Annotated in this window: 17 protein-coding genes; 9 read left to right on the forward strand and 8 right to left on the reverse strand. The window is 71.4% G+C overall.

Features of this window, described 5'->3' with window-relative positions:
- Window positions 1-177: 177 nt before the first annotated feature.
- Window positions 178-1,278, reverse strand: a complete 1,101-nt coding sequence (locus ACZ7L6_RS21450) for a citrate synthase 2 (RefSeq protein WP_471926166.1) — start codon at window positions 1,276-1,278, stop codon at window positions 178-180.
- 324 nt (window positions 1,279-1,602) lie between these two features.
- Here ACZ7L6_RS21450 and pdxH point away from each other — a divergent pair, with 324 nt between their 5' ends.
- The 3 genes from pdxH to ACZ7L6_RS21465 all read left to right on the forward strand — a co-directional run bounded on the left by pdxH (window position 1,603) and on the right by ACZ7L6_RS21465 (window position 4,688).
- On the forward strand, window positions 1,603-2,292 hold the full coding sequence (pdxH, locus tag ACZ7L6_RS21455) for a pyridoxamine 5'-phosphate oxidase (protein WP_471926168.1): 690 nt from the start codon (window positions 1,603-1,605) through the stop codon (window positions 2,290-2,292).
- Between the two features lie 331 nt (window positions 2,293-2,623).
- A complete protein-coding gene (locus tag ACZ7L6_RS21460; RefSeq protein ID WP_471926170.1) occupies window positions 2,624-3,088 on the forward strand; it encodes a GNAT family N-acetyltransferase in 465 nt (154 codons plus the stop codon).
- 154 nt (window positions 3,089-3,242) lie between these two features.
- Entirely contained in the window at window positions 3,243-4,688 is a 1,446-nt protein-coding gene (locus ACZ7L6_RS21465; protein ID WP_471926172.1) for a PAS domain-containing protein, read from the forward strand.
- Window positions 4,689-4,923: 235 nt separating this feature from the next.
- On the opposite strand, the gene ACZ7L6_RS21470 is transcribed toward ACZ7L6_RS21465, so the two are convergent.
- The gene (locus ACZ7L6_RS21470) at window positions 4,924-5,679 is read right to left on the reverse strand and encodes an SIS domain-containing protein (protein WP_471926174.1); all 756 of its coding nucleotides are present in this window, start codon (window positions 5,677-5,679) and stop codon (window positions 4,924-4,926) included.
- A 359-nt stretch (window positions 5,680-6,038) separates the two neighbouring features.
- Here ACZ7L6_RS21470 and ACZ7L6_RS21475 point away from each other — a divergent pair, with 359 nt between their 5' ends.
- Window positions 6,039-6,731 carry a metal-dependent transcriptional regulator gene (locus ACZ7L6_RS21475; RefSeq protein ID WP_004000347.1) on the forward strand — a complete coding sequence of 231 codons (693 nt, stop codon included), beginning with the start codon at window positions 6,039-6,041 and terminating at the stop codon, window positions 6,729-6,731.
- A gap of 689 nt (window positions 6,732-7,420) precedes the next feature.
- Complete coding sequence (locus ACZ7L6_RS21480; protein ID WP_471926177.1) at window positions 7,421-8,290, forward strand: alpha/beta fold hydrolase; 870 nt, start codon at window positions 7,421-7,423, stop codon at window positions 8,288-8,290.
- Window positions 8,291-8,392: 102 nt separating this feature from the next.
- On the opposite strand, the gene ACZ7L6_RS21485 is transcribed toward ACZ7L6_RS21480, so the two are convergent.
- From ACZ7L6_RS21485 to ACZ7L6_RS21495, 3 genes are all read right to left on the reverse strand, one after another.
- Entirely contained in the window at window positions 8,393-9,985 is a 1,593-nt protein-coding gene (locus ACZ7L6_RS21485; protein ID WP_471926179.1) for a transporter, read from the reverse strand.
- A complete protein-coding gene (locus tag ACZ7L6_RS21490; RefSeq protein WP_471926181.1) occupies window positions 9,982-10,752 on the reverse strand; it encodes an ABC transporter ATP-binding protein in 771 nt (256 codons plus the stop codon). The genes ACZ7L6_RS21485 and ACZ7L6_RS21490 overlap by 4 nt, the downstream gene beginning before the upstream one ends.
- A 121-nt stretch (window positions 10,753-10,873) precedes the next feature.
- On the reverse strand, window positions 10,874-11,536 hold the full coding sequence (locus tag ACZ7L6_RS21495) for a bifunctional DNA primase/polymerase (protein ID WP_471926183.1): 663 nt from the start codon (window positions 11,534-11,536) through the stop codon (window positions 10,874-10,876).
- Between the two features lie 318 nt (window positions 11,537-11,854).
- On the opposite strand from ACZ7L6_RS21495, the gene ACZ7L6_RS21500 reads away from it, so the two are divergent.
- Both ACZ7L6_RS21500 and ACZ7L6_RS21505 read left to right on the forward strand, forming a co-directional pair.
- Complete coding sequence (locus tag ACZ7L6_RS21500; protein WP_471926185.1) at window positions 11,855-13,240, forward strand: transcriptional regulator; 1,386 nt, start codon at window positions 11,855-11,857, stop codon at window positions 13,238-13,240.
- Window positions 13,241-13,441: 201 nt separating this feature from the next.
- Window positions 13,442-15,454, forward strand: a complete 2,013-nt coding sequence (locus tag ACZ7L6_RS21505; protein WP_471926187.1) for a hypothetical protein — start codon at window positions 13,442-13,444, stop codon at window positions 15,452-15,454.
- A 13-nt stretch (window positions 15,455-15,467) separates the two neighbouring features.
- On the opposite strand, the gene ACZ7L6_RS21510 is transcribed toward ACZ7L6_RS21505, so the two are convergent.
- Window positions 15,468-16,778, reverse strand: a complete 1,311-nt coding sequence (locus ACZ7L6_RS21510; RefSeq protein ID WP_471926189.1) for an ABC transporter substrate-binding protein — start codon at window positions 16,776-16,778, stop codon at window positions 15,468-15,470.
- Window positions 16,779-16,895: 117 nt separating this feature from the next.
- Between ACZ7L6_RS21510 and ACZ7L6_RS21515 the strand changes: the two genes are divergently transcribed.
- Window positions 16,896-17,396 (forward strand): SCO4402 family protein, encoded by a 501-nt coding sequence (locus ACZ7L6_RS21515; RefSeq protein WP_471926191.1) that lies wholly within the window; start codon window positions 16,896-16,898, stop codon window positions 17,394-17,396.
- 60 nt (window positions 17,397-17,456) lie between these two features.
- The gene (gene purU, locus ACZ7L6_RS21520; protein ID WP_398819008.1) at window positions 17,457-18,338 is read left to right on the forward strand and encodes a formyltetrahydrofolate deformylase; all 882 of its coding nucleotides are present in this window, start codon (window positions 17,457-17,459) and stop codon (window positions 18,336-18,338) included.
- A 189-nt stretch (window positions 18,339-18,527) separates the two neighbouring features.
- Here the strand turns inward: purU and ACZ7L6_RS21525 are convergent, their stop codons facing one another.
- Window positions 18,528-19,985, reverse strand: a complete 1,458-nt coding sequence (locus tag ACZ7L6_RS21525) for a maleylpyruvate isomerase N-terminal domain-containing protein (protein ID WP_471926193.1) — start codon at window positions 19,983-19,985, stop codon at window positions 18,528-18,530.
- Window positions 19,982-20,566 carry a sigma-70 family RNA polymerase sigma factor gene (locus ACZ7L6_RS21530; protein ID WP_471926195.1) on the reverse strand — a complete coding sequence of 195 codons (585 nt, stop codon included), beginning with the start codon at window positions 20,564-20,566 and terminating at the stop codon, window positions 19,982-19,984. Before ACZ7L6_RS21530 ends, ACZ7L6_RS21525 begins: the two co-directional genes overlap by 4 nt.
- Window positions 20,567-20,803: the final 237 nt, after the last annotated feature.

The following is a 20,803-nucleotide window of genomic DNA, read 5'->3' on the forward strand; positions in this document are numbered from 1 at the left end:
TGCCGCAGCCGACCCAGCATACTGGCGAAGTGGATCAGTCACGTTCCGTATGCCGTCGTCTCCGGGGTGGCGAGAGTCGCCGAGCGGCATCACGCGGGGCTGCTCGGCCCCGCGTGATGACCTGTCCGGAGAGGCCGGGATCCCGTACGACAGGACGGGATCCCGTACGCATCGGAATCAGTGCGCGATGTCCGCGTAGCCCTCGATCTCGCGCGGGTTGCGCGGGCCCGGGCCGATGTAGCGCGCGGACGGGCGGACGAGGCGGCCGGTGCGCTTCTGCTCCAGGATGTGCGCCGACCAGCCGGCCGTACGGGCGCAGGTGAACATCGACGTGAACATGTGCGCCGGGACCTCCGCGAAGTCCAGGACGATGGCCGCCCAGAACTCGACATTGGTGGCCAGGACGCGGTCGGGGCGGCGGTTGTGGAGCTCTTCCAGGGCCGCCTTCTCCAGGGCTTCGGCGACCTCGAAGCGGGGAGCGCCGAGCTCCCGGGCGGTGCGGCGCAGGACGCGGGCGCGGGGGTCCTCGGCGCGGTAGACGCGGTGACCGAAGCCCATGAGGCGTTCGCCCTTGTCGAGGGTCTGCTTGACGTACGCCCCGGCGTCACCGGTGCGCTCGATCTCCTCGATCATGTGCAGGACGCGGGAGGGCGCGCCGCCGTGCAGCGGGCCGGACATGGCTCCTACGGCGCCGGAGAGGGCGGCGGCCACATCGGCGCCGGTCGAGGCGATGACGCGGGCCGTGAACGTGGACGCGTTCATGCCGTGCTCGGCGGCGGAGGTCCAGTAGGCGTCCACGGCGGCGACGTGCTTGGGATCGGGCTCGCCGCGCCAGCGGATCATGAAGCGCTCGACGACGGACTGGGCCTTGTCGATCTCGCGCTGCGGGACCATCGGCAGCCCCTGACCGCGCGCGGACTGGGCGACGTAGGACAGAGCCATGACGGCGGCTCGGGCGAGGTCCTCCCGGGCCTGCTCCTCGTCGATGTCCAGGAGCGGTTTCAGTCCCCACACGGGCGCGAGCATGGCGAGCGCGGACTGGACGTCCACACGGATGTCACCGGAGTGCACGGGGATCGGGAAGGGCTCGGCGGGCGGCAGACCGGGCCGGAAGGCACCGTCGACGAGCAGCCCCCACACGTTGCCGAACGAGACGTGACCGACCAGGTCCTCGATGTCGACGCCCCGGTATCGCAGGGCGCCGCCCTCCTTGTCCGGTTCGGCGATCTCCGTCTCGAACGCGACGACTCCTTCGAGCCCGGGTACGAAGTCGGACATCAGGCGGCTCCTCGTGATGTGTGCGACAGGTGGGGTTGTGGATGGGACGACCACATGTCAGTCGGCAGAGATCGGGACACAGGCCGGTGGATCCACGGTCACGGACTCGGAATCCGGGATTGCAGGCTTCCGAGCCTCGGCGGACTCGCGGTCCGGGGCGTAACCCTGTGATGCCCCGTGCGGCCGGCGGTCACCCAACCGGAACGACATCAGAAACGATATCCCCGAGTGTCACCTTTGGGGAGGTCTTGCGGCACTGAGTGCCATGCAGTGACCAAGGACACCGTGCCGGACGGCGCCCGCCGCATACGGCAAGATGACCGCGTGACCGACCGAGACGCCGTCCCCCTCGATCCCGCCGAGCCCCTCCCCGACCCCGCCGCGATGCGCAAGCACTACCGGGCCGAGGGCCTCGCCGAGAAGGACCTGGCCGCCACTCCGGTGGAGCAGTTCGCGCGCTGGTTCAAGCAGGCCGCGGCGGAGGCCCACCTCTTCGAGCCGAACGCGATGATCGTCTCCACCGCGGACGCCGAGGGGCGGCCCAGCTCCCGTACGGTGCTGCTCAAGCAGTTCGACGAGCAGGGTTTCGTCTTCTACACCAACTACGACTCCCGCAAGTCCCGCGACCTCGCCGACAACCCGTACGTGTCGCTCCTCTTCCCCTGGCATCCCGTGGCCCGCCAGGTGATCGTCACCGGTATCGCCCGCCGCACCGGCCGCGACGAGACGGCGGCCTACTTCCGCACCCGCCCCCACGGCTCCCAGCTCGGCGCCTGGGCCAGCGCCCAGTCCACCGTCATCCCGTCCCGCGCCGAACTCGACGCCTCGTACGCCGAGTTGGCGGCACGCTATCCCGAGGGCGAGCAGGTGCCGGTGCCCCCGCACTGGGGCGGTTTCCGGGTGGCCCCGCAGACGGTGGAGTTCTGGCAGGGGCGGGAGAACCGGCTGCACGACCGGCTGCGGTATGTGGCGGAGCAGGACGGGAGCTGGCGGGTGGAGCGGCTCAGTCCGTGAGCCGGCCGTTACGAGGGCAGTGAAAGCAGACGACCCGCGAGCTCGGGTCCCTCCGCCGGGGCGGGGGAGCCGGCCGGACGTACCGGCGAGCTCGCGGGTCGGGTGACTGCTTGGGATTGGGCCGGCTGCACGCATCTGTCACGTGCTGGTCCGGCACCGCACTGGGTGGGGCGACGGGCCGCTAGCCCGCAGCCACCTCACGCGTCCGGTTTCCATACATCTGCCGAACCACCTCCCTTCTCGTGTGCCCCACACCCTAAGAAGCGGCCCGGCCCCGATCAACCACTTTTTTCCTTGGATCCATCTGCGCTGGTCACCTAGCGTTCCGTGCATGACAAAGCAGCAGGCCATGCGGGTGTCTGAGTTTCGTGTCGCGCCGGTCGACGGTGACGTCATGCTGCAGGAGTGGCGGTACGTCCACAACGTGATCGTTCCGCCCGCGGCCATGGATCTCGACGAGGTGCGCGAGCGCAGCGGGCGGTACCGGCTGCGGAACGCGTACGTCGGTGATGTCCTCGTCGGCTGTTCCACCGTGCGGCCGCCGGCGGGCGAGGAGGCGGTGGCGACGGTCATCGCGCGCGTGCTGCCCGGGTTCCGGGGGCGCGGGTACGGCTCGGCGCTGTACGAGGACGGGCTCGCGCACGCGCGCGTGCAGGGCGCCAGGGTGATCGAGACCTGTGTGCTGGCCGCCAATGAGGACGGGCTGCGGTTTGCGGAGGCGCGTGGGTTCGTCGAGGTCGATCGGTATGTGCTGGACGGTGAGAGCGATCTGTGGGTGGACCTGCGGCTGGAGTGATCCGCGTAAGTCCGCGTAGATCCACCGCGGCTCGTACAACGATTCCTTCAATCTTGGGGAACACGGTGTGTGCTGCATCACGTTCCAGTTAGATGATTACAAGTGAGCGAACCGACGCGTCGTACGTGCGGACGCAGCTTGGCAGGGGGTCCAGGTGAGTGCTTCCCGGCGTAGTGGGACCACCGACGAGCTGGGGCCGGACGAGCCCGAGCGGGACGGTCCGGAGGGTTCGTCGGGTGGTCCAGGTGGTCCGGACGGTTCGGCAGGCGGGTCCGATCTGCTGGCCGCGCTGCTGGACGGGATGGACGCGGCTCTGTGCGCCTTCGACGCGGACGGGGTCGTGACCCATTGGAACCGTGAGGCGGAGCGGATCCTGGGGTGGAGTGCGGCGGAGGCCGTCGGGCGGCACGGGTTCGCCGGATGGGCGGTGCGCGAGGCCGACGCCGAGGAGGTCGAGGGCCGGCTGATGTCCGCCATGCAGGCTCCCGGGCGTCAGGTGCATGAGTTCGCGCTGCTGACCAAGGACGGCGGGCGGGTTCTCGTACGGACGCAGTCGGCGGCGGTGCGCGGGCCCGAGGGGAAGCCCGCCGGGGTGTACTGCGCCTTCAGCGAGGTGCATGCGCAGATCGATCTGGAGCGGTCGATCGCGCTGAGCGAGGCGCTGTTCGAGGACGCGTCGTGGGGTGTGGTGCTGGTCGACGCGGATCTGCGGCCGGCGGTGGTGAACGCGCATGCGGCGCGTGCCCTGGGTATCGGGCGTACGTCCGTGCTCGGGCGGCCGCTGGGGGAGTTGCTCGCGCAGGGTGTCGAGGAACTGGAGAGCGCGCTCACGCATGTGCTGGCGGAGGGTGCGCCGCCCGCGCCGGCCGAGATCTGGGTGAGCGTACGGACGCCGGAGGGCGAGCGGCGCCGGTGCTGGCGGTGTGGCTTCGTACGGCTGGCCTCGCCGCTGGCGGAGGAGCCGGTGCCGTTGGGGGTGGGCTGGCTCTTCCAGGACGTGACGGCGGGCAAGCAGGGGGAGCAGGAGGCGGCGCTGCTGCGGTTCCGGACGAATCAGCTGCACCGGGCCGCTCGGGCCGCCGCGGAGTGCGAGGACCCCGTGGAGGCGGCGACCGTGCATCTGGACTTCGCGCTGGCCGGGTTCGCCGATCATGCACTGATCGACCGGGTCGCGGGTGGGGCGGTCGCGGATGCGGATGCGGGCGCGGCGGAGGCGGTACGGCTGGTTCGGGTCGCCGTGACACCCTCCGGGGCGCCCGGGCCGAGTCTGCTCGGTGGGGAGGCCGGGCTGCCGGTGCGGTACGGCGAGGGGCATCCGGCGTTGCAGTGCGTGGCGCGGGCCGGGTCGGTGCGGGCCGACGCGGGGGATGTGCCGGCCGAGCGGGCGCGTGAGTGGGCGGTGGGGCGGCAGTGGCCGGCTGACGCGGTGCACGCGCTGTGCGCCGTGTTGCGGAGCCGGGGGCGGACGTTGGGGGTCGTCACGTTTCTGCGGGGCGCCGGGCGGAGTGCGTTCGAGCGGAGCGACGCGGTGTACGCGGAGGCCGTGGCGGTGCGGATCGCTGCCGCGTTGGACTTGGCGGGGGCGCTGGGCTCGGAGTGACGGGCGGCCGGTGCGGCGGCGGTGCGGGATGCCGCAGCGCTGCCGGTCGTGGATTCGGTGCGGGTAAGAGGCTCGGTGCCGGTGTGGGGATCAGTGGGGGTACGCGGCTCGGTGCCGGTGCCGGTGCCGGTACCGGTGCGTGTGGCAGTTGCGGTACGAGACTCAGTGGCCGGTGACTGGGTCAGTCGCGGTACGCGGCTCCGTGCCGGTCCGTGGGTCAGTGGCGGCGCGAGCTTCAGTGCCGGTAGAAGATCCGGTCGCCGTACTTCTCGAACACCCGGCTGTTCCAGTCGTGGCCGCCGTCGACGTTGCCGGAGCGCAGGAGTGGGGGCTCGATGCCGCGGGTGGCCAGGGACGCGGCCGCGGTGGCCATGACGGCCTGGAGGAGCGCGGTGGTGACGACCGTGGAGGCGGGGGCGAAGGGGGCCGGGATCGTGTCGAGGGTGAGTTCCGCGTCGCCGATCGCGATCTTCGAGTCGAGGACGATGTCGCAGTGGTCCTTGAGGTAGGTGCCGGAGACATGGCGGGACTTCGTCTCCGAGGCGTACGCCACTGAGGTCACGCCGATGACCTTGACGCCGAGGGCGCGGGCGTGCGTGGCCATCTCCACGGGGAGGGCGTTGCGGCCGGAGAGGGAGATGATGACGAGCGCGTCGCCGTCGCGGAGGGGGGAGCTGTCCAGGACCGCGCCTGCGAGGCCGTCGACGCGTTCGAGGGCGGAGCCGAGGGTGGCGGGCATGACGTCGACGCCTACGACGCCGGGGACCGCGAGCAGGTTCATCAGGGCGAGGCCGCCGGCGCGGTAGACGATGTCCTGGGCGGCGAGTGAGGAGTGACCGGCGCCGAAGGCGAAGAGCCGGCCGCCGGTGGCGACGGTGTCGGCGAGCAGGGTGCCGGCTGCCTCGATGTTCTCGGCCTCCTCGTCACGCGCCCGCTGGAGCAGGGCGATCGCGGCGTCGAAGAACTGGTCGGCCGGCTTGCTGTCGCTCATGCGGGGCCCTCCGGGGGTGGCATGGTCGGGTGGGGGTGTGTCGCGGATCACCGTGCGGTCTGGACCAGTGCGGTGTCAATACGACGTGCCTCCGGCGGTTGGGGTTGGGCAGTGAGGTGCTGTTTCTTGACTCCGGCCACTGCGGGCGGACACCCCCCGGCACGTCCCCTTCCCGCCGTCGGCGACTGCGGGTCCGTGGGTGTGCGCCGCCTTGGGGAGGTCCGGACAACCCGCTCGTTTCCACGGCGCGGCACGGTTGTCGGTGGTATCCGGCAGAATTGAGTGCAGGGCCAGCGCACGCGCCGTGGAGCTGTCTCGCTTCCGGCTGAGCTAATCGCAGAGCTAATCGAGGGGCACGTATGTCCGGACTGATCGACACCACGGAGATGTATCTCCGCACCATCCTCGAGCTGGAGGAGGAAGGTGTGGTCCCCATGCGCGCCCGGATCGCCGAGCGGCTGGACCAGAGCGGGCCGACCGTCAGCCAGACGGTGGCGCGGATGGAGCGTGACGGGCTCGTGTCCGTGGCGAGTGACCGGCATCTGGAGCTCACGGACGAGGGCCGGCGGCTGGCCACCCGCGTCATGCGCAAGCACCGGCTGGCCGAGTGTCTGCTCGTCGATGTGATCGGGCTGGAGTGGGAGCAGGTGCACGCGGAGGCGTGTCGCTGGGAGCACGTGATGAGTGAGGCCGTGGAGCGGCGCGTGCTGGAGCTGCTGCGGCACCCGACCGAGTCGCCGTACGGCAACCCCATCCCGGGTCTGGAGGAGCTCGGCGAGAAGGACGGCGCCGATCCGTTCCTCGACGAGGGCATGGTCTCGCTCGCCGACCTCGACCCGGGCGTCGAGGGCAAGACGGTCGTCGTGCGCCGTATCGGCGAGCCGATCCAGACCGACGCGCAGCTGATGTACACGCTGCGCCGGGCGGGCGTGCAGCCCGGCTCGGTGGTGAGCGTGACCGAGTCGGCGGGTGGTGTGCTCGTGGGCAGCGGTGGTGAGGCGGCCGAGCTGGAGGCGGACGTGGCCTCCCATGTTTTCGTCGCCAAGCGCTGAACCATCGTCAGCTGTCCATCTCGGGTTCCCTCCGGTGTAAGTCCCGGTAAGGGAGAGGGAGTTGTGGCGGTCCGCCGATCGCGTCGAATCAAAGATCCAGTGCGTCAAATCGCAGCGCTCCGACATTTCGCGTGCGAGGCTGTCGCGTGAGGCATATGACCTGAGGGCTCTTGGCCGTGATCGTCGGTGAGGCGATCCGGCCGGTGAGGGGGCGGGCGGATGTGCCGTGATCGTGGAGAGGGTCCCGGCGCCTGCCGGCGCCGGGACCTGTCCTCCCCTGTGCTGACCCGGAGCCCCGAGCTCTCAGGGTCATTCCCCGCGGACCGGTTTCCCCGAGCGGCCCGCCTCCCGGTGAAGGTCTCCCCTCGGCAGTGGCGATCAATCCTTGAGGGGGGTCACTCGAACGAGGGGTGTTGGCCGCCGAGCCCGCATTTTCGAATAAGAGTTCGATAGTCTGCGGGGTGACGGGTCACGCGGAACGTGCGCTTCAGGTATGTGCGCATAAGATCACGTGAGACACACAGGACATGCACATCGCGTGCGAGGGCATCGACGCCCCGTGTGCCACAGGTGGCGCGCGATGCTCGCGTGAGAGGCAGCGGATACGGCAGGCAGGACGCGGTTCACAGGATCGGCCGGCTCGAGCGGGAGCGAGCGGTCCGAGCGGAGCTAGGGGGGTGCCAGGACCAATGGCGCGGCGCATCGACGTGACCGGGACAGGCGGCGTACGTCTCGCGGCCTGGGAGTTCGGCGACCCTCCCAAGACCGACCCCGCCAAAGAGCCCGACGGAATGCCCGGGGTCCTGTTACTGCACGGCCTGATGGGCCGCGCCTCACACTGGGCCTCCACCGCCCGCTGGCTCTCCGAACGGCACCGTGCCGTCGCACTCGACCAGCGCGGCCACGGCCGTAGCGACAAGCCCGCGCAGGCCGCCTTCACGCGCGAGGCGTACGTCGACGACGCCGAGGCCGCCCTCGAGCAGCTCGGCCTCGCCCCGGCCGTCCTCATCGGCCATGCCATGGGCGCGCTGACCGCCTGGCAGCTGGCCGCCAAGCGGCCCGACCTGGTGCGCGGCGTGATCATCTGCGACATGCGGGCCTCCGCGCTCGGCGCGGCGTCCCAGCGCGAGTGGGCGGACTGGTTCAAGTCCTGGCCCGTTCCCTTTGCCACGCTCGCCGATGTGCGGAAGTGGTTCGGTGAGGACGACCCGTGGGTCGAGCGGCCCAATCCTGCGCGGGGCGAGTTCTACGCCGAGGTGATGCAGGAGTACGAGGACGGGTGGCGGCCGGTGTTCGAGCCGGACCAGATGCTCGCGTCCCGGGAGACGTGGGTGTACGACGCGCACTGGGAGGAGTTGGCTCAGGTGCGGTGCCCGGCGCTCGTCGTTCGTGGGCTCGATGGGGAGTTGGGGCGGGCCGAGGCGCAGGAGATGGTGCGGGTGTTGCCTCGGGGGGAGTATGCGGAGGTGGCTGACGCGGGTCACCTTGTGCATTACGACCAGCCGGAGGGGTGGCGGGCTGCGATCGAGCCGTTCTTGGATTCGGTGAGGATGGGGTGACTTTGCGCCCATGAGCTCGGTGGCTTCTGTGTGACGGCGGCTGCGAGTTGTCTGTGGTTGCTCGCCAGTTCCCCGCGCCCCTCAGGGCGTTGCAGGCCCCCCTTATCCCTTGCTCACCGCCGTCAGGATCTCCGGTAGTCGGGCCGCCGTTCGCGGAGCCGCCAGCCGCAGCCCCAGCCACGTGGCCGTCGCCCCGTACGCCGCGCCCACCGGCAGCAGCAGCCAGCTCCACGCCTCCCCGCCCTCGCTGACGTTCAGCCAGATCGTGAGCGCGATGACGGGTGCGCACAGCAGGGCCGCTGAGACCATGCCGCCGAAGATCGAGATCCAGGCGAGGCCCGCCTGACCGGGAGCGACGTTCTTGTAGCCCTCCTGCGGGATGGAGTACGGGAAGCGGGCCGACGTCCAGGCGCCCGTGGCCAGCATCGCGCCGAGGAGGGCGAAGGACAGGCCGAGGACCTCGGGGAGCTTGGGCCAGTCGTCGAGGAGCGCTGTCGTCAGGACGGTGACGAGGGTGGCGTACGGCAGGGTGATCAGGAGCAGCGCCAAGGCTCGGCCGCGCAGCTCTACGTAGGCGTCCCTGGGGGACGAGATCGTCATCGCGACCATCCAGAACGCGGATGTGTCCTGGCCGAACTGGTTGTACATCTGGATGCCGAGCATCCCGGCGGCGAAGCAGGCGAAGTAGATGGAGCCGGTGCCCTGCAGGGCGTTGAACAGCGGCACGATGAGGCCGATGGCGAGCGAGGTCACCCAGGCCGCCTTGGTCTTCGGGTCCCGCCAGACATAGCGCAGGCTGCGCTCCATGACCGTGCCGGTCCGCCCGGCCGGCAGGAGGCGGGCCGGTCCGGTCGAGGTCCGTTCCCGTACGGCGGCCTCGGTGACCGCCTGGAGCGTGGAGCCGTCGGGGGACGTCATCAGGCGCGTCAGGTGCCGTGACCATACGGCGATCAATGCCACCAACGCGCATGCGCTCAGGGCGAGTTGGAGGACGCCGATGCCGTACGACCCCTCGCTCACCGACTCCACCGCCCCGATCGCGGACGCCGGCGGCACCCACCGCAGCACGTCCGCCACCGGGTCGAGCCGGCCGAGCCCGGCCGAACCGAGGCGCTGCGCCCCGAAGTTCACGAGCTGCGCCCCGATCGCGATGACCAGCCCGCTCAGCACCGCCAGATCGCGCCCCTTCCGGCTGGTCAGCAGCCGGATGTTGGCCGCGGCGACAGCACGTGCCAGCGCCACGCACACCAGCAGCGCCAGGACGACGCCGATGACACCGACGACGTAGGCCACAGCGCCGCGCGCAACCGCGATCACCGACCCCGCGAACAGGCACACCGTGAACAACGGGCCGATCCCCACCAGCGAGGCCGCGAGCAGGGCCCGCACCAGCGGCCGGGGCCGTAGCGGCAGCATGACGAGCCGGGTCGGGTCGAGGGTCTCGTCCCCGCCGGGGAAGAACAGCGGCATCACGGCCCAGCCGAGCGCGAGCACCGCCACCAGCAGGACGACCACGGAGTCCGCGTGCGCGTTGCCGCGCAGCATGATCAGGCCGAGGAGCTGCAGCGCGGCGAAGAGGAGCACCACGACGGCCGAGGCGACATAGGCGGCCCGCCGCCCACCGGACTGCCGCAGCCCGTTCCTCAGCAGCGACAGCTTCAGCCGTACGACGACCGCTGTCACGTCCGCGCTCATCGGGCCCCGCCGCCCAGCCAGTCGAGGTGGGATCCGGTGTCGCGGCCGTTCGCGCCGACGAGTTCGAGGAACGCCTGTTGCAGCGAGGCCGCCTCCCCGCGCACCTCGGCGAGGGGGCCGTGGGCACGGATGCGTCCGGCGGCCATGACGGCGACCCAGTCGCACAGCGACTCGACGAGCTCCATGACATGGGAGGAGAAGACGACGGTCGCGCCGGAGGCGGTGTAGCGCTCCAGGACGCCCCTGATGGTCTGCGCGGAGACGGGGTCGACACCCTCGAACGGCTCGTCCAGGAACAGCACTTCGGGATTGTGGAGGAGCGCGGCCGCGAGCCCGATCTTCTTGCGCATGCCGGTCGAGTAGTCGACGACCAGTTTGTGCTGGGCCCCCGCCAGATCGAGTACGTCGAGCAGCTGGGTAGCCCGCTTGTCGACCTCGGCCCCGGGGAGCCCCCGCAACCGCCCCGAGTACGCGAGCAGTTCCCGCCCGGAGAGCCGCTCGAACAGCCGAAGCCCCTCGGGCAGCACCCCGATGCGCGCCTTCACCGCGACGGGGTCCCGCCAGACGTCATGCCCGACGACCTCGACGGACCCCTGATCGGGCCGCAGCAACCCGGTCACCATGGAGAGAGTGGTGGTCTTCCCAGCCCCATTGGGCCCCACGAGCCCGATGAACTTCCCCGCAGGCAACTCCAGATCAATCCCGGCAACGGCGACTTGCTGCCCAAACCGCTTCCAGAGCCCACGCACACACACGGCCGACGTCATGGACGCCAACCCTAAGGGGCGCGGGGCTGTGTCTGATTTGCGGCTCCGCCGCGTGGGCGCGACCAGCCACAAACGACCCGCAGCCGCCGACGACGATCAACCAGGCAGATGAACCGGCGAATTACCGGTCCCGGCCGCAGGCATACGCGAGCGGCGAGATCAACTCCTCCGCATCCGGCAGCCACCGATTGGCCGGCGTAGGCCGGCACGCCCACTGCACAGCCCCCCGAGACCCGAACCGCGTAGGCGGCGCAGCCACATACGCCCCCTCGCCCAGGGTGACCAGATCAAGCGACGCCACCGACCACCCGAGCTTCCGCACCAGCTCCGGCACCTTGACCGAGGCCCCCGGCAACACGAAGAAGTGCATCCGCCCGTCCGGCGTCAACGTCACCGGCCCCAGCGACAACTCCATCCGCTCCATACGGGCCAGCGCGAGAAACCCCGCGGTCTCCGGGACGGAGATCGCATCGAAGGTCCGCCCCGTCGGCAGCAGGATCGACGCGTTCGGCTGCTTCTGCCACATGCGGCGCGCGACCGTCGCACTTCCCGTCGCCTGACTCGCCCAGTCGGGGCGCGTGGCGTGCGCACCGGGCGCGGGGCATGCGGTGTCGCCGCAGGAACAGTGCTGTACGCCGTCGACGGCTTCCAGCCAGGTCCCGGGGAACACGTCCCAGTGGCGCTCCTCGGCGTAGCGAACGGCGGTCTCCAGCAGCGTTTCGCCGCGCTGCTTCGGAATCTGTGCGGCTTCGGTGGCCGGGATCGTCTCTTCCACGCTGAACACAACTCCCGCACCCACCTCGGGTTACGGCCGAAGCGCGCGCGGGGGAGGAGCACTGATTTCTCATCTGGGGCGCATGGGTGCATGTGTGGGGGCGCGTGGGGGGAACCATGGCCCGAGCTGGGTAGCCACCTGTGGGGTCGGCTTCCGCCTTTACCCCGGCAATCCTCGCAAGCCTCGCATTTTCGGTATGCCGACGGGGCATTGATCTTCACGGCCGGAACCTTGCGGTGCACAGCCAGTGCCCCGGGGTCGGATTCGGTGGTGGAAGACACATCAACTCGGTGCGTGGGCAGGCACCGCAGCCACAGGGGGTACGCCATGGCCGCAAGGCCTCTCGTCGCGCGACAGCCGAACGAACGGCTGCAGGCGCTCATTCAGGAAGCGGGCTGCTCGAACGCCGGGCTGGCCCGCCGGGTCAATATGTGCGGCGCCGAGCACGGCCTCGATCTGCGCTACGACAAGACGTCCGTGGCCCGTTGGCTGCGCGGACAGCAGCCGCGGGGACGGGCGCCGGCGATCATCGCGGAGGCGCTCGGCCGCAAGCTGGGCCGTACGGTCACGATCGACGAGATCGGCATGGCCAACGGCAAGAATCTCGCGTCCGGCGTCGGCCTCCAGTTCTCGCCGACTGTACTGGGGGCCATCGAGCAGGTCTGCGAGCTGTGGCGCAGCGACGTCGGGCGCAGGGACTTCCTGTCCGGCTCGTCCGTCGCCGCGTCCGCGCTGGTCGAGCCCAGCCGTGACTGGCTGATCTCGTCCCCCGACTCACAGGTGGCGCGCTCGGCGGGGCCGCGGGTGGGGCAGTCCGACGTGGCGGCCGTGCGCGCGATGACGCAGGCGCTCGTGGACCTTGATCACCAGTACGGCAGCGGGCATGTGCGGCCGGTCGTGGTGCACTACCTGAACAGCGTCGTCTCCGGTCTGCTGGCCGGGTCGTACCGGGAGGCGGTCGGGCGTGAACTCTTCGCGGCCGTCGCGCGGTTGACCGAGCTCGCCGGGTACATGGCCATCGACACCGGGCAGCCGGGGCTCGCCCAGCGGTACTACATCCAGGCGCTGCGCCTCGCGCAGGCGGCGGGAGACCGCGGATACGGCGGGTATGTGCTGGCCGCTTCCATGAGCCACCTCGCCGCGCAGCTCGGGAACCCCCGCGAGATCGCGCAGTTGGCGCGGGCGGCGCAAGAGGGGGCGCGCGGGCGCGTGACCCCGCGCGCGGAGTCGATGTTCTATGCGGCCGAGGCGCGCGGGCACGCGTTGATGGGTGATGTGCGGGCCGCCCAGGTGGCGTCCGGGCGTGCGGTGACCGCGCTGGAGACCGCGGATGCGGAGTCCGGGGACGACCCGCCCTGGATCGCGCACTTCGACGAGGCCTATCTCGCCGACGAGTTGGCGCACTGCCACCGCGACCTCGGCCAGGCCGAGGCGGCGGCGCGGCGCGCGGAGGAGTCACTGGCCGGGCTCCCGGAGACGAAGGCGCGACGCCGGGCGATCGGCTATGTGCTGCTCGCCACAGCACAGGTGCAGCAGCGCGAGGTCGAACAGGCCTGCCACACCGGGCTGAAGGCCGTGGAGCTGCTGGAGACCCTGCGTTCCAACCGGGGCGCCGAGTATCTGGAGGACTTCCAGCAGCGGTTGGATCCGTACCGGGACGAGCCGGTGGTAAGGGAGTTCGGGGCGCGGCTGGACCTTCAGGCCGCGGCGTGAAACCAGTGGGTACGGCGGTGTGAACGGCAGGGAAACGAAGGCTCCGGGGTGATGGGAGGGCATATAGAGCGGATTGGGGGCCGAAGCTGTTACCGCGGTCACAGGGACGCAGGTCACGTCCTGGGCTGCGTGGCACGGGGATCGGCGGAGCCGGTAGCGTGAGCCGACGATTCACAAGGTCCCCCATTCGTAGGAGTCCCGGTGACGCAGAGTGGACAGGGCGAGGAGCCCTCGGCGCGGCCCGCGCGCGAAGGCATCGTGCTGCCCTCCGACGGTGGTGAGCCGCTGCTGCCGGGCATGACGGGCGGCGACCGGCCGACGTCGGTACCGGCCGCGCCGCCGGCTCCACCCCAGCCCTCGGCACCGCCCGAGGGTCAGGCATGGGGCACCCCCTGGGGACCCGACCAGCACCCGGCCCCGCCGCCGGCCGCGCCGGGTCAGCCCTGGGGGGCGCAGTCCGGCCAGGCCTGGGGCGGGCAGGAACCGCAGCAGTACCAGGGACAGCCGTACCAGCAGCAGACGCCGACACCGGCCCCGTGGGGCGCGGCGCCGGACGCCGCCGGGGGCGTACCGCCCCAGCAGTCCCCGCCGCCGCAGGACGCCGCCCATGGCGGGGGCGTACAGGGTGCGCAGGCGAGCACGCCGTCGTACGGGCAGGGTGCCCCGGCCGGCTCACCGATGCCCGCGTCGCAGCCGCCGTACGGGCAGGGCGGTCCTGCTTCGGCACCGCTGCCGTCCGCGGGTGCGCAGGCGTACGGGGCTTCCGGTGGGAGCGCTCCGCTGCCGCCCGCGGGTGGGGAGACGTACGGCGTGCCCGGCTCCGGTGGTGTGATGCCGCCTGCCCAGCAGGACGGCTCGAGCGCGCCGCTGCCGCCCGCCGGTGGGGGCGCGTACGGCGGTGCTGGTGGCTCCGGTGGCGCACTGCCGCCCGCCCAGCAGGGCGCCCCGAGCGCGCCGCTGCCGCCCGCCGCGCACGGCACGCCCCATGCGCCCCTGCCGCACGCCGGTGCCGGGGGTTTCGGAGCCCCGTTGCCGCCGGCCGACGAAGGCGCCACTCAGTACATGCCGCCGGTCGGTGCCGCCCCTGCGGGTGCCGACGAGCAGGCCACCCGCTACATACCGCCCGTCGGTCCGACGGGCCCGGCCGACGCGCCCTCGGCGTCCCCGGTGGACGAGGGGGCCACGCAGTACATCCCGCCCGTGGGGCCGGGGGCGCTGCCGCCCGAGGTGTCCAACGAGAGCACGCAGATCCTGGGGCGGGCCCGGCAGGGAGCCGGCGCCGGACCGATGCCGTCCGCGTCCGGGCCCGACGCCGAGGCCACCCGCTACATACCGCCCGTGACCGGTCAGCCGGGCGCGGCGCCGCACGGCGGCCCGCAGCGGCAGCCGCTCTCCGACTTCGACAGCCTCTTCCGCAGCGAGCCGGGCGGCGAGTCCCCGGCCGGCGCCACGCAGCAGCTGCCGCGCTTCCAGCAGCCGCAGCCGCAGGGCGCGCACGAGCAGGGGTACTTCCCGCCGGGCCCGAACGGCCCGCACAGCTCCTACGGCCCGGACGACGACGGTGGCCGCGGCGGCCGTACGGGCTCCCGGTTGCCGCTCATCGCCGCCGTCGGCGTCGGCATCGCCGTCCTCGGCATCGGCGCGGGCGCGCTGCTGGCCGGTGGGGGCGGGGACGACGAGAAGAGCGACAAGAACCAACCCGTGTCCGCCACGGCCCCGGCGACCGAGGGTTCCTCCTCGCCGTCCGCCGACCCGGCCGAGCAGCAGGCGGTCGCCCTGGACAAGCTGCTGGCCGACAGCGGCAACAGCCGTACCGCGGTGATCAACGCGGTGGCCGCCGTGAAGTCCTGCGGCAACCTCGCTCAGGCCGCCCAGGATCTGCGGGGCGCGGCCAAGCAGCGCAACCAGCTGGTCAGCGACCTGTCCAAGCTCTCCGTCGACCAGCTCCCGAACCACACGGAGCTGACCACCGCGCTGACCAAGGCGTGGCAGGCGTCGGCGTCCGCCGACAACCACTACGCGGCGTGGGCGGACCAGGTGGCCGGCAACAAGAAGAAGCTCTGCAAGGGCGGCCAGGCCCGCGCCACCGGCCAGACCCAGGCGGGCAACCGTGACAGCGGCACCGCAAGCCAGCAGAAGAAGACGGCCGCCCAGCTGTGGAACGCGATCGCCAAGAAGTACGGCCTGACCGAGCGCCAGCCGACCCAGCTGTAGGGCGGCCGGGCGGTCAGTTCGGTTCGGCGTTCTGCAGGGTCTTCGTCACGTCGATGAAGCCCTTGCGGGCCGCCACCAGCCGGCCGTCCCGCACGACCTGGAGGGTCACCTTGCGGTTGGCCAGGCGGGGGAAGCCGACGGAGGCCAGGACGTCGCGGAACTTCCACTGGAGGGTCGGGGTGAGCCCGCCCGTGGAGACCTTCAGGCCCCGGTCCAGAGCCTCCGCCACGGAGTCGGCGGTCACCTCGCCGTCGCCGAGCGACTCGACGACCTTCTTGAACACCGTGTACGCGATCCACGTGGTCTGCACGCCGGCGTCCGCGGGGTCGATGCGGTTGTCGCCGAAGGCCTGCTCGCTGATCACCTTCTTCATGCCGTCCCAGCGAGGATCGCTCGCGACGGGGTACCAGCCGCTGATGTACGACCCCTCGTACGGGCCCGATGCCCCGCCGTTGGCGTTGATCACGGTCTGGTCGACGCTGCCGAGGACGGTGGCGGTGCGCACATCGGCGTAGTCCTGGCGGGCGCGCCGGAAGGAGTCCATGAAGGTGGTGGTGCGGTCGCCGAGGGCGGGCACCACGCAGCCCGTGTCCGTCGGGTCGTCGGCGGCGTAGCCCAGCGCGCGCACCGCCTGCTGGCTGTATTCGGTGGAGTCCTCCTCGGCCAGCTGGTCGCCGGCGGCCCGGTGCCCGCCCGCCTTGAGGCCGGAGTTGAGCAGGGGCGGCAGCTCGTCGCCCGCGATGCTGTCGGGGCGGACCAGCGCGACGGGGCCGCACCGGCCGGCCAGCTCCTTGCCGAGGCCGGCCAGCAGGGTGGGCTGGCCGCCGTTGACGGGGTAGGACAGTGGGCTGGTGAACTCGGCGCTGGTGACGCCGTAGCCGCCTATGTACGGGATGCCGGCGCCCTCCAGCGAGGGCAGGAAGGTGTCGCCGTACTGGCTGTAGGAGCCGACGACCGCCACGACGTCCTCGTCGACCGCGCGCTCGGCGCACTTCGCCGCGACCACGCTGTCGTTGCGGTCGTTGCAGGTGAGGACCTTCAGCTCGCGGCCGTTGATACCGCCCTGGGCGTTGATCCAGCGGGCGTAGGCCTGGGCGAAGGCGGGCATACCGGGCTTGTTGGTGGCCTTGGTGTTCTCCGGGGCCCAGGTCATGACGGTGATCGGGCCATCCCCGGAACCCCCCGTGGTTCCGGGGATGACCCCGCATCCGACGGCGAGCGACGCACACGCCACCACGGCCGCCGCGGTCCGTGCGGCGGCTCGGCCGGGCCGGTTGGTGAACGTGGGGAGGACGGTGCTGCGGGTGCGTCGCCTGCCGGTCATGGCTATGCACGATTCCGCCACACCGCTAACCCGAGCGTGACCCTTGGTTATCCTTCGGTGACGAGAAGGTGAATTGCGGGGGTCGGTGGGGCGCCTGTGAGGGGGAACGTACGATCGATGACCGTGCAAGGTTCGGATAGCTCTTCCCGTCGCGGCCGTCGCTCATCCACCATGGGCGGCATGCCCGTAAACGACATGCCGTGGTGGCGCTGGCGCAGCAATGTGCGCTCGGCGCTGCACATGCTCTCCGATCCGGTGTTCCAGCGGGACGTCTGGCTGGCCGGCGTCGACGGGTACGGCGACGTCACCGACGCCGTGTACCGCCTGGTCGAGGACACCTGGCTGGACAACTGGTCCGCCGAGAAGTACGTCGGCACCATATTCCGCGACTCGCAGGAGGCGGCCCTCGTGGACACCGCCGTACTGCGGGTGCTGCGGATCATGCACCAGGTCGGCCCGGACGCGCCGGTCTCCGCGTACCTGGAGAACCAGGGGTGGCCGGAGGCGGTGCGGGCGGCGCGGGACGCGCATGTCCGGATGGCCATGGCCGACGGCGAGGACCCGGACGCCCCGCCGCGCACGCTCGAGGTGCTGCGGATCATGACGCGCTCCGCGTAGGCGGTCCGCGTAACGGGACGCCTGTCCACCGGGGGCGTCGGGTATGGGACCCTGTGCTGCATGAACGAGCAGTCCACCCGAGCCGCGGTCCCTTCCGACCAGTACGTCCTCACGCTCTCCTGCCCCGACAAGCAGGGCATCGTGCACGCCGTGTCGAGCTACCTGTTCATGACCGGCTGCAACATCGAGGACAGCCAGCAGTTCGGTGACCGCGACACGGGACTGTTCTTCATGCGCGTCCACTTCTCGGCGGAGGCGCCGGTGACGGTGGACAAGCTGCGGGCGAGCTTCGCGGCGATCGGGGACTCCTTCCAGATGGACTGGCAGATCCATCGGGCCGAGGAGAAGATGCGGGTCGTGCTGATGGTCAGCAAGTTCGGGCACTGCCTGAACGACCTGTTGTTCCGGGCCAGGATCGGCGCGCTTCCTGTGGAGATCGCCGCCGTGGTGTCCAACCACACCGACTTCGCCGAGCTCGTGGGGTCGTACGACATTCCCTTCCACCACATTCCGGTGACGAAGGACAACAAGCCGGAGGCTGAGGCGCGGCTCCTCGAGCTCGTGCGCGAGGAGAACGTCGAGCTGGTCGTTCTCGCCCGGTACATGCAGGTGCTCTCCGACGATCTGTGCAAGCAGCTCAGTGGGCGGATCATCAACATCCACCACTCGTTCCTGCCGAGCTTCAAGGGTGCGAAGCCGTATCACCAGGCGCACGCGCGGGGTGTGAAGCTGATCGGGGCGACGGCGCACTATGTGACCGCCGACCTCGACGAGGGGCCGATCATCGAGCAGGAGGTCGAGCGCGTGGGTCACGACGTCACGCCGGATCAGCTGGTGGCGATCGGGCGGGACGTGGAGTGCCAGGCGCTGGCTCGGGCTGTGAAGTGGCATGCCGAGCGGAGGATTTTGCTGAACGGGCGGCGGACGGTGGTTTTCGCCTAGTAGCTCGGGCCCATCTGTTGTGGGGCGGCTGCGGGTTGTGTGTGGTTGATCGCGCAGTTCCCCGCGCCCCTTAAGTACGTGCAGTGGACGTACCTCCAGGGGCGCGGGGCTGTATCGATATGCGGCTCCGCCGCGTGGGCGCGACCAGCCCCCACGCACCCGCAGCCGCCGTTTCGCAGCAACCCGCCCCTACATACGGCTCAAGCTCGCCGCCGCGAACAGCACATCCCTGATCGCCTCCCGGTCGCCCATCTGCCCTGCCGCTGCCTCCTGAGGCGAGACATGGCCGGCGGCCAAGCGGCAGAACTCCCCACCATCCAGGGCGATATGGGCCACCTCATGCTCCGCGGAGCCGATCGCCGCCGGGGAGTCCAGCGGAATCAGCCACTCGCCACCACCGGACCCCTCGATCTCGAGGCGCAGGCTGCGGCCGGGCTCCCCGGCAGGGACCAGGTGGCGGTAGGGACCCGGCGAAGGCGCCGCCAGGCCGTCGCGGCGGCGGGCCGCCAGGACCGAGGGCAGCATGCGGGCCGCCAGGGCGACCATCTGGTGCAGGTCGCTGCCGGACGGCGGCTCGTACGGGTAGTCCACCGCTTCGGCGATGTCCTCCGCGTGCACCCAGCACTCGAAGGCGCGGTCCAGCATCGCGTCGCGCAGCGGCAGTTCGAAGTCGCCGTACGGCACGGCGAGTCTGCCGGTGCCGCCGCCCGTGAAGGACACGGTGCGCACCAGGTCGTGGGTCTGCTCGCGCCAGGGCGCCCGGACGGCGCGTGTCGGTGGATAGTGCGAGGCCCGCCAGTAGGCCTCCGTCCGCGCGGACGGGGTCGGGCGGTCCGCGGTCACGTCGCCCATCGGGTCGTCCAGGCCCAGCGCGATCGCCACCAGCCCGTCGACCGTCAGCAGATGCGCGATGACCCCGGCGACGGTCGTACGACGGCTCGTCGGCTCGTCCTTCTCGAACCACCGCAACCGCACGGGCGCATGCCACTCGGCGTCGCCGAAGTCCTGCAGCAGGGCGTCGAGGCGGGCCGCCTCGGCGTCGTACGGTGTCGCCCACTCGGGCACCGGGATGCGCGGCGGGCGCCGCTCCAGGCAGCCCTCCAGGACGCGGGTGCGCAGGGACGGGTCCAGGTCGAGGGTCTCGGAGGGGTGCAGCAGGCCGACGGCCTCACGCAGCCGGCGTGCCTCGTCGGCGCACAGGCCGCACGTGCCGAGGTGCTCCTCGACGGCCGCCGTCTCCTCCGGCGAGCAGGCGGCCAGCGCCCACGCTCCGAGCAGCGACTTCAGGACCCGGTGTTCGAGGACGAGCGGGGCGCGGCGCGGTGCCGGGTCGGCGAGGTCCTCCAGGTCGGGCAGGGGGCGTCCGGTGTCCTCGACGGAGGCGCGGGGGAGCGGTATGCGGGGTGGCTGGTCCGGGTCCGGCTTCGGGGTGGCGGGGTCGTGACCGTCGCCGTGGCCGCTGTTCATGCCGTCGGCTCCGGGGGTGGGGTCCTCGGGGCCGTGCTCCTCCCTGTCCTTCTCCTTGCCCGTCTCCCTGTCCTTGTCCCTGTCCTGGGAGTGGTCGTACGGCTCCTGACCTCCGTGCCCTTCGTGTCCCCCGGGTCCCTCGTGCTCGTCGTACACCTCGGACCGCCCCGCCTCGTTCACACCGCACCCCCGTATCCCGGCGACGCCCCGGGGGCGGCTCCGGCGTCGTGGGCCGTGGAGAGCAGTTGCAGGCCCAGACGGAGGCGGCGGCGGGCCTCGTCCTCGGTGACGCCGAGGTCGGCGGCGGTCTGGCGGTAGTCGCGGCGCTGGAAATAGGCGAGTTCCAGGGCGGCGCGCAGCGGGACGGGCATGGACTGGACGATGTAGTCGGCGCGGGCGGCGACCGAGGCGTGCCGCACCTTGCGCTCCAACTCCTCGGTGGAGCCCTGCCCCGCCTGCACGAGGGCGGCGGTCTCGTCGGCGCGCAGCCGCTGCACGGCGAGGCGGTGGGTCAGCGCGGCGACCCAGGAGCGCAGCGGGCCCTGCTTGGGGTCGTAGGTGTCCGGGTGCTCCCAGACGTGGGCGAAGACATCACGGGTGATGTGGTCGGCGGCACGCTCGTCGCCCAGCACGGTGTGCGCGAGTCCGTGCACGAGCGAGGCGAACCGGTCGTAGAGCTCGCCGAGAGCGGCCGCCTCTCCCCGCGCGAGCCGCTGCTGCATCTTGCGGTCCCAGCGGGGCGGTGCGTCCTTCGTCGCCATACGGCCCCCCTCACCGGTCCGTCCTGCCCAGCCTGCGTCCTCCGTCTCCCCGAATGTAGTCGGCACGTCTGACAGCGCACGCCCCTTTGTCGCAATGTGCGCCCCTCCAAGAGCCATCGCTGGTGACACACCTCGCACTCGTGATAGGGGGCCTCGCCGTCGTAGCCGTGTACGACCCGCATTCGACCCGCGTCGGCCTCGCACCCGCTCGGTTACCCGGCCGCCGTGTGATCAGAC

Source organism: Streptomyces sp. NPDC107522 (genome assembly GCF_055657525.1).

What these genes read in the sequence shown, in the direction of transcription:
- ACZ7L6_RS21480 (WP_471926177.1), top strand. Translation starts at nt 7,421, where the DNA reads ATGGCGCGGCGCATCGACGTGACCGGGACAGGCGGCGTACGTCTCGCG.
- ACZ7L6_RS21500 (WP_471926185.1), top strand. Translation starts at nt 11,855, where the DNA reads ATGGCCGCAAGGCCTCTCGTCGCGCGACAGCCGAACGAACGGCTGCAG.
- ACZ7L6_RS21460 (WP_471926170.1), top strand. Translation starts at nt 2,624, where the DNA reads ATGACAAAGCAGCAGGCCATGCGGGTGTCTGAGTTTCGTGTCGCGCCG.
- ACZ7L6_RS21485 (WP_471926179.1), bottom strand. Translation starts at nt 9,985, where the DNA reads ATGAGCGCGGACGTGACAGCGGTCGTCGTACGGCTGAAGCTGTCGCTG.
- purU (WP_398819008.1), top strand. Translation starts at nt 17,457, where the DNA reads ATGAACGAGCAGTCCACCCGAGCCGCGGTCCCTTCCGACCAGTACGTC.
- ACZ7L6_RS21450 (WP_471926166.1), bottom strand. Translation starts at nt 1,278, where the DNA reads ATGTCCGACTTCGTACCCGGGCTCGAAGGAGTCGTCGCGTTCGAGACG.
- ACZ7L6_RS21530 (WP_471926195.1), bottom strand. Translation starts at nt 20,566, where the DNA reads ATGGCGACGAAGGACGCACCGCCCCGCTGGGACCGCAAGATGCAGCAG.
- ACZ7L6_RS21510 (WP_471926189.1), bottom strand. Translation starts at nt 16,778, where the DNA reads ATGACCGGCAGGCGACGCACCCGCAGCACCGTCCTCCCCACGTTCACC.
- ACZ7L6_RS21515 (WP_471926191.1), top strand. Translation starts at nt 16,896, where the DNA reads ATGACCGTGCAAGGTTCGGATAGCTCTTCCCGTCGCGGCCGTCGCTCA.
- ACZ7L6_RS21470 (WP_471926174.1), bottom strand. Translation starts at nt 5,679, where the DNA reads ATGAGCGACAGCAAGCCGGCCGACCAGTTCTTCGACGCCGCGATCGCC.
- ACZ7L6_RS21475 (WP_004000347.1), top strand. Translation starts at nt 6,039, where the DNA reads ATGTCCGGACTGATCGACACCACGGAGATGTATCTCCGCACCATCCTC.
- ACZ7L6_RS21490 (WP_471926181.1), bottom strand. Translation starts at nt 10,752, where the DNA reads ATGACGTCGGCCGTGTGTGTGCGTGGGCTCTGGAAGCGGTTTGGGCAG.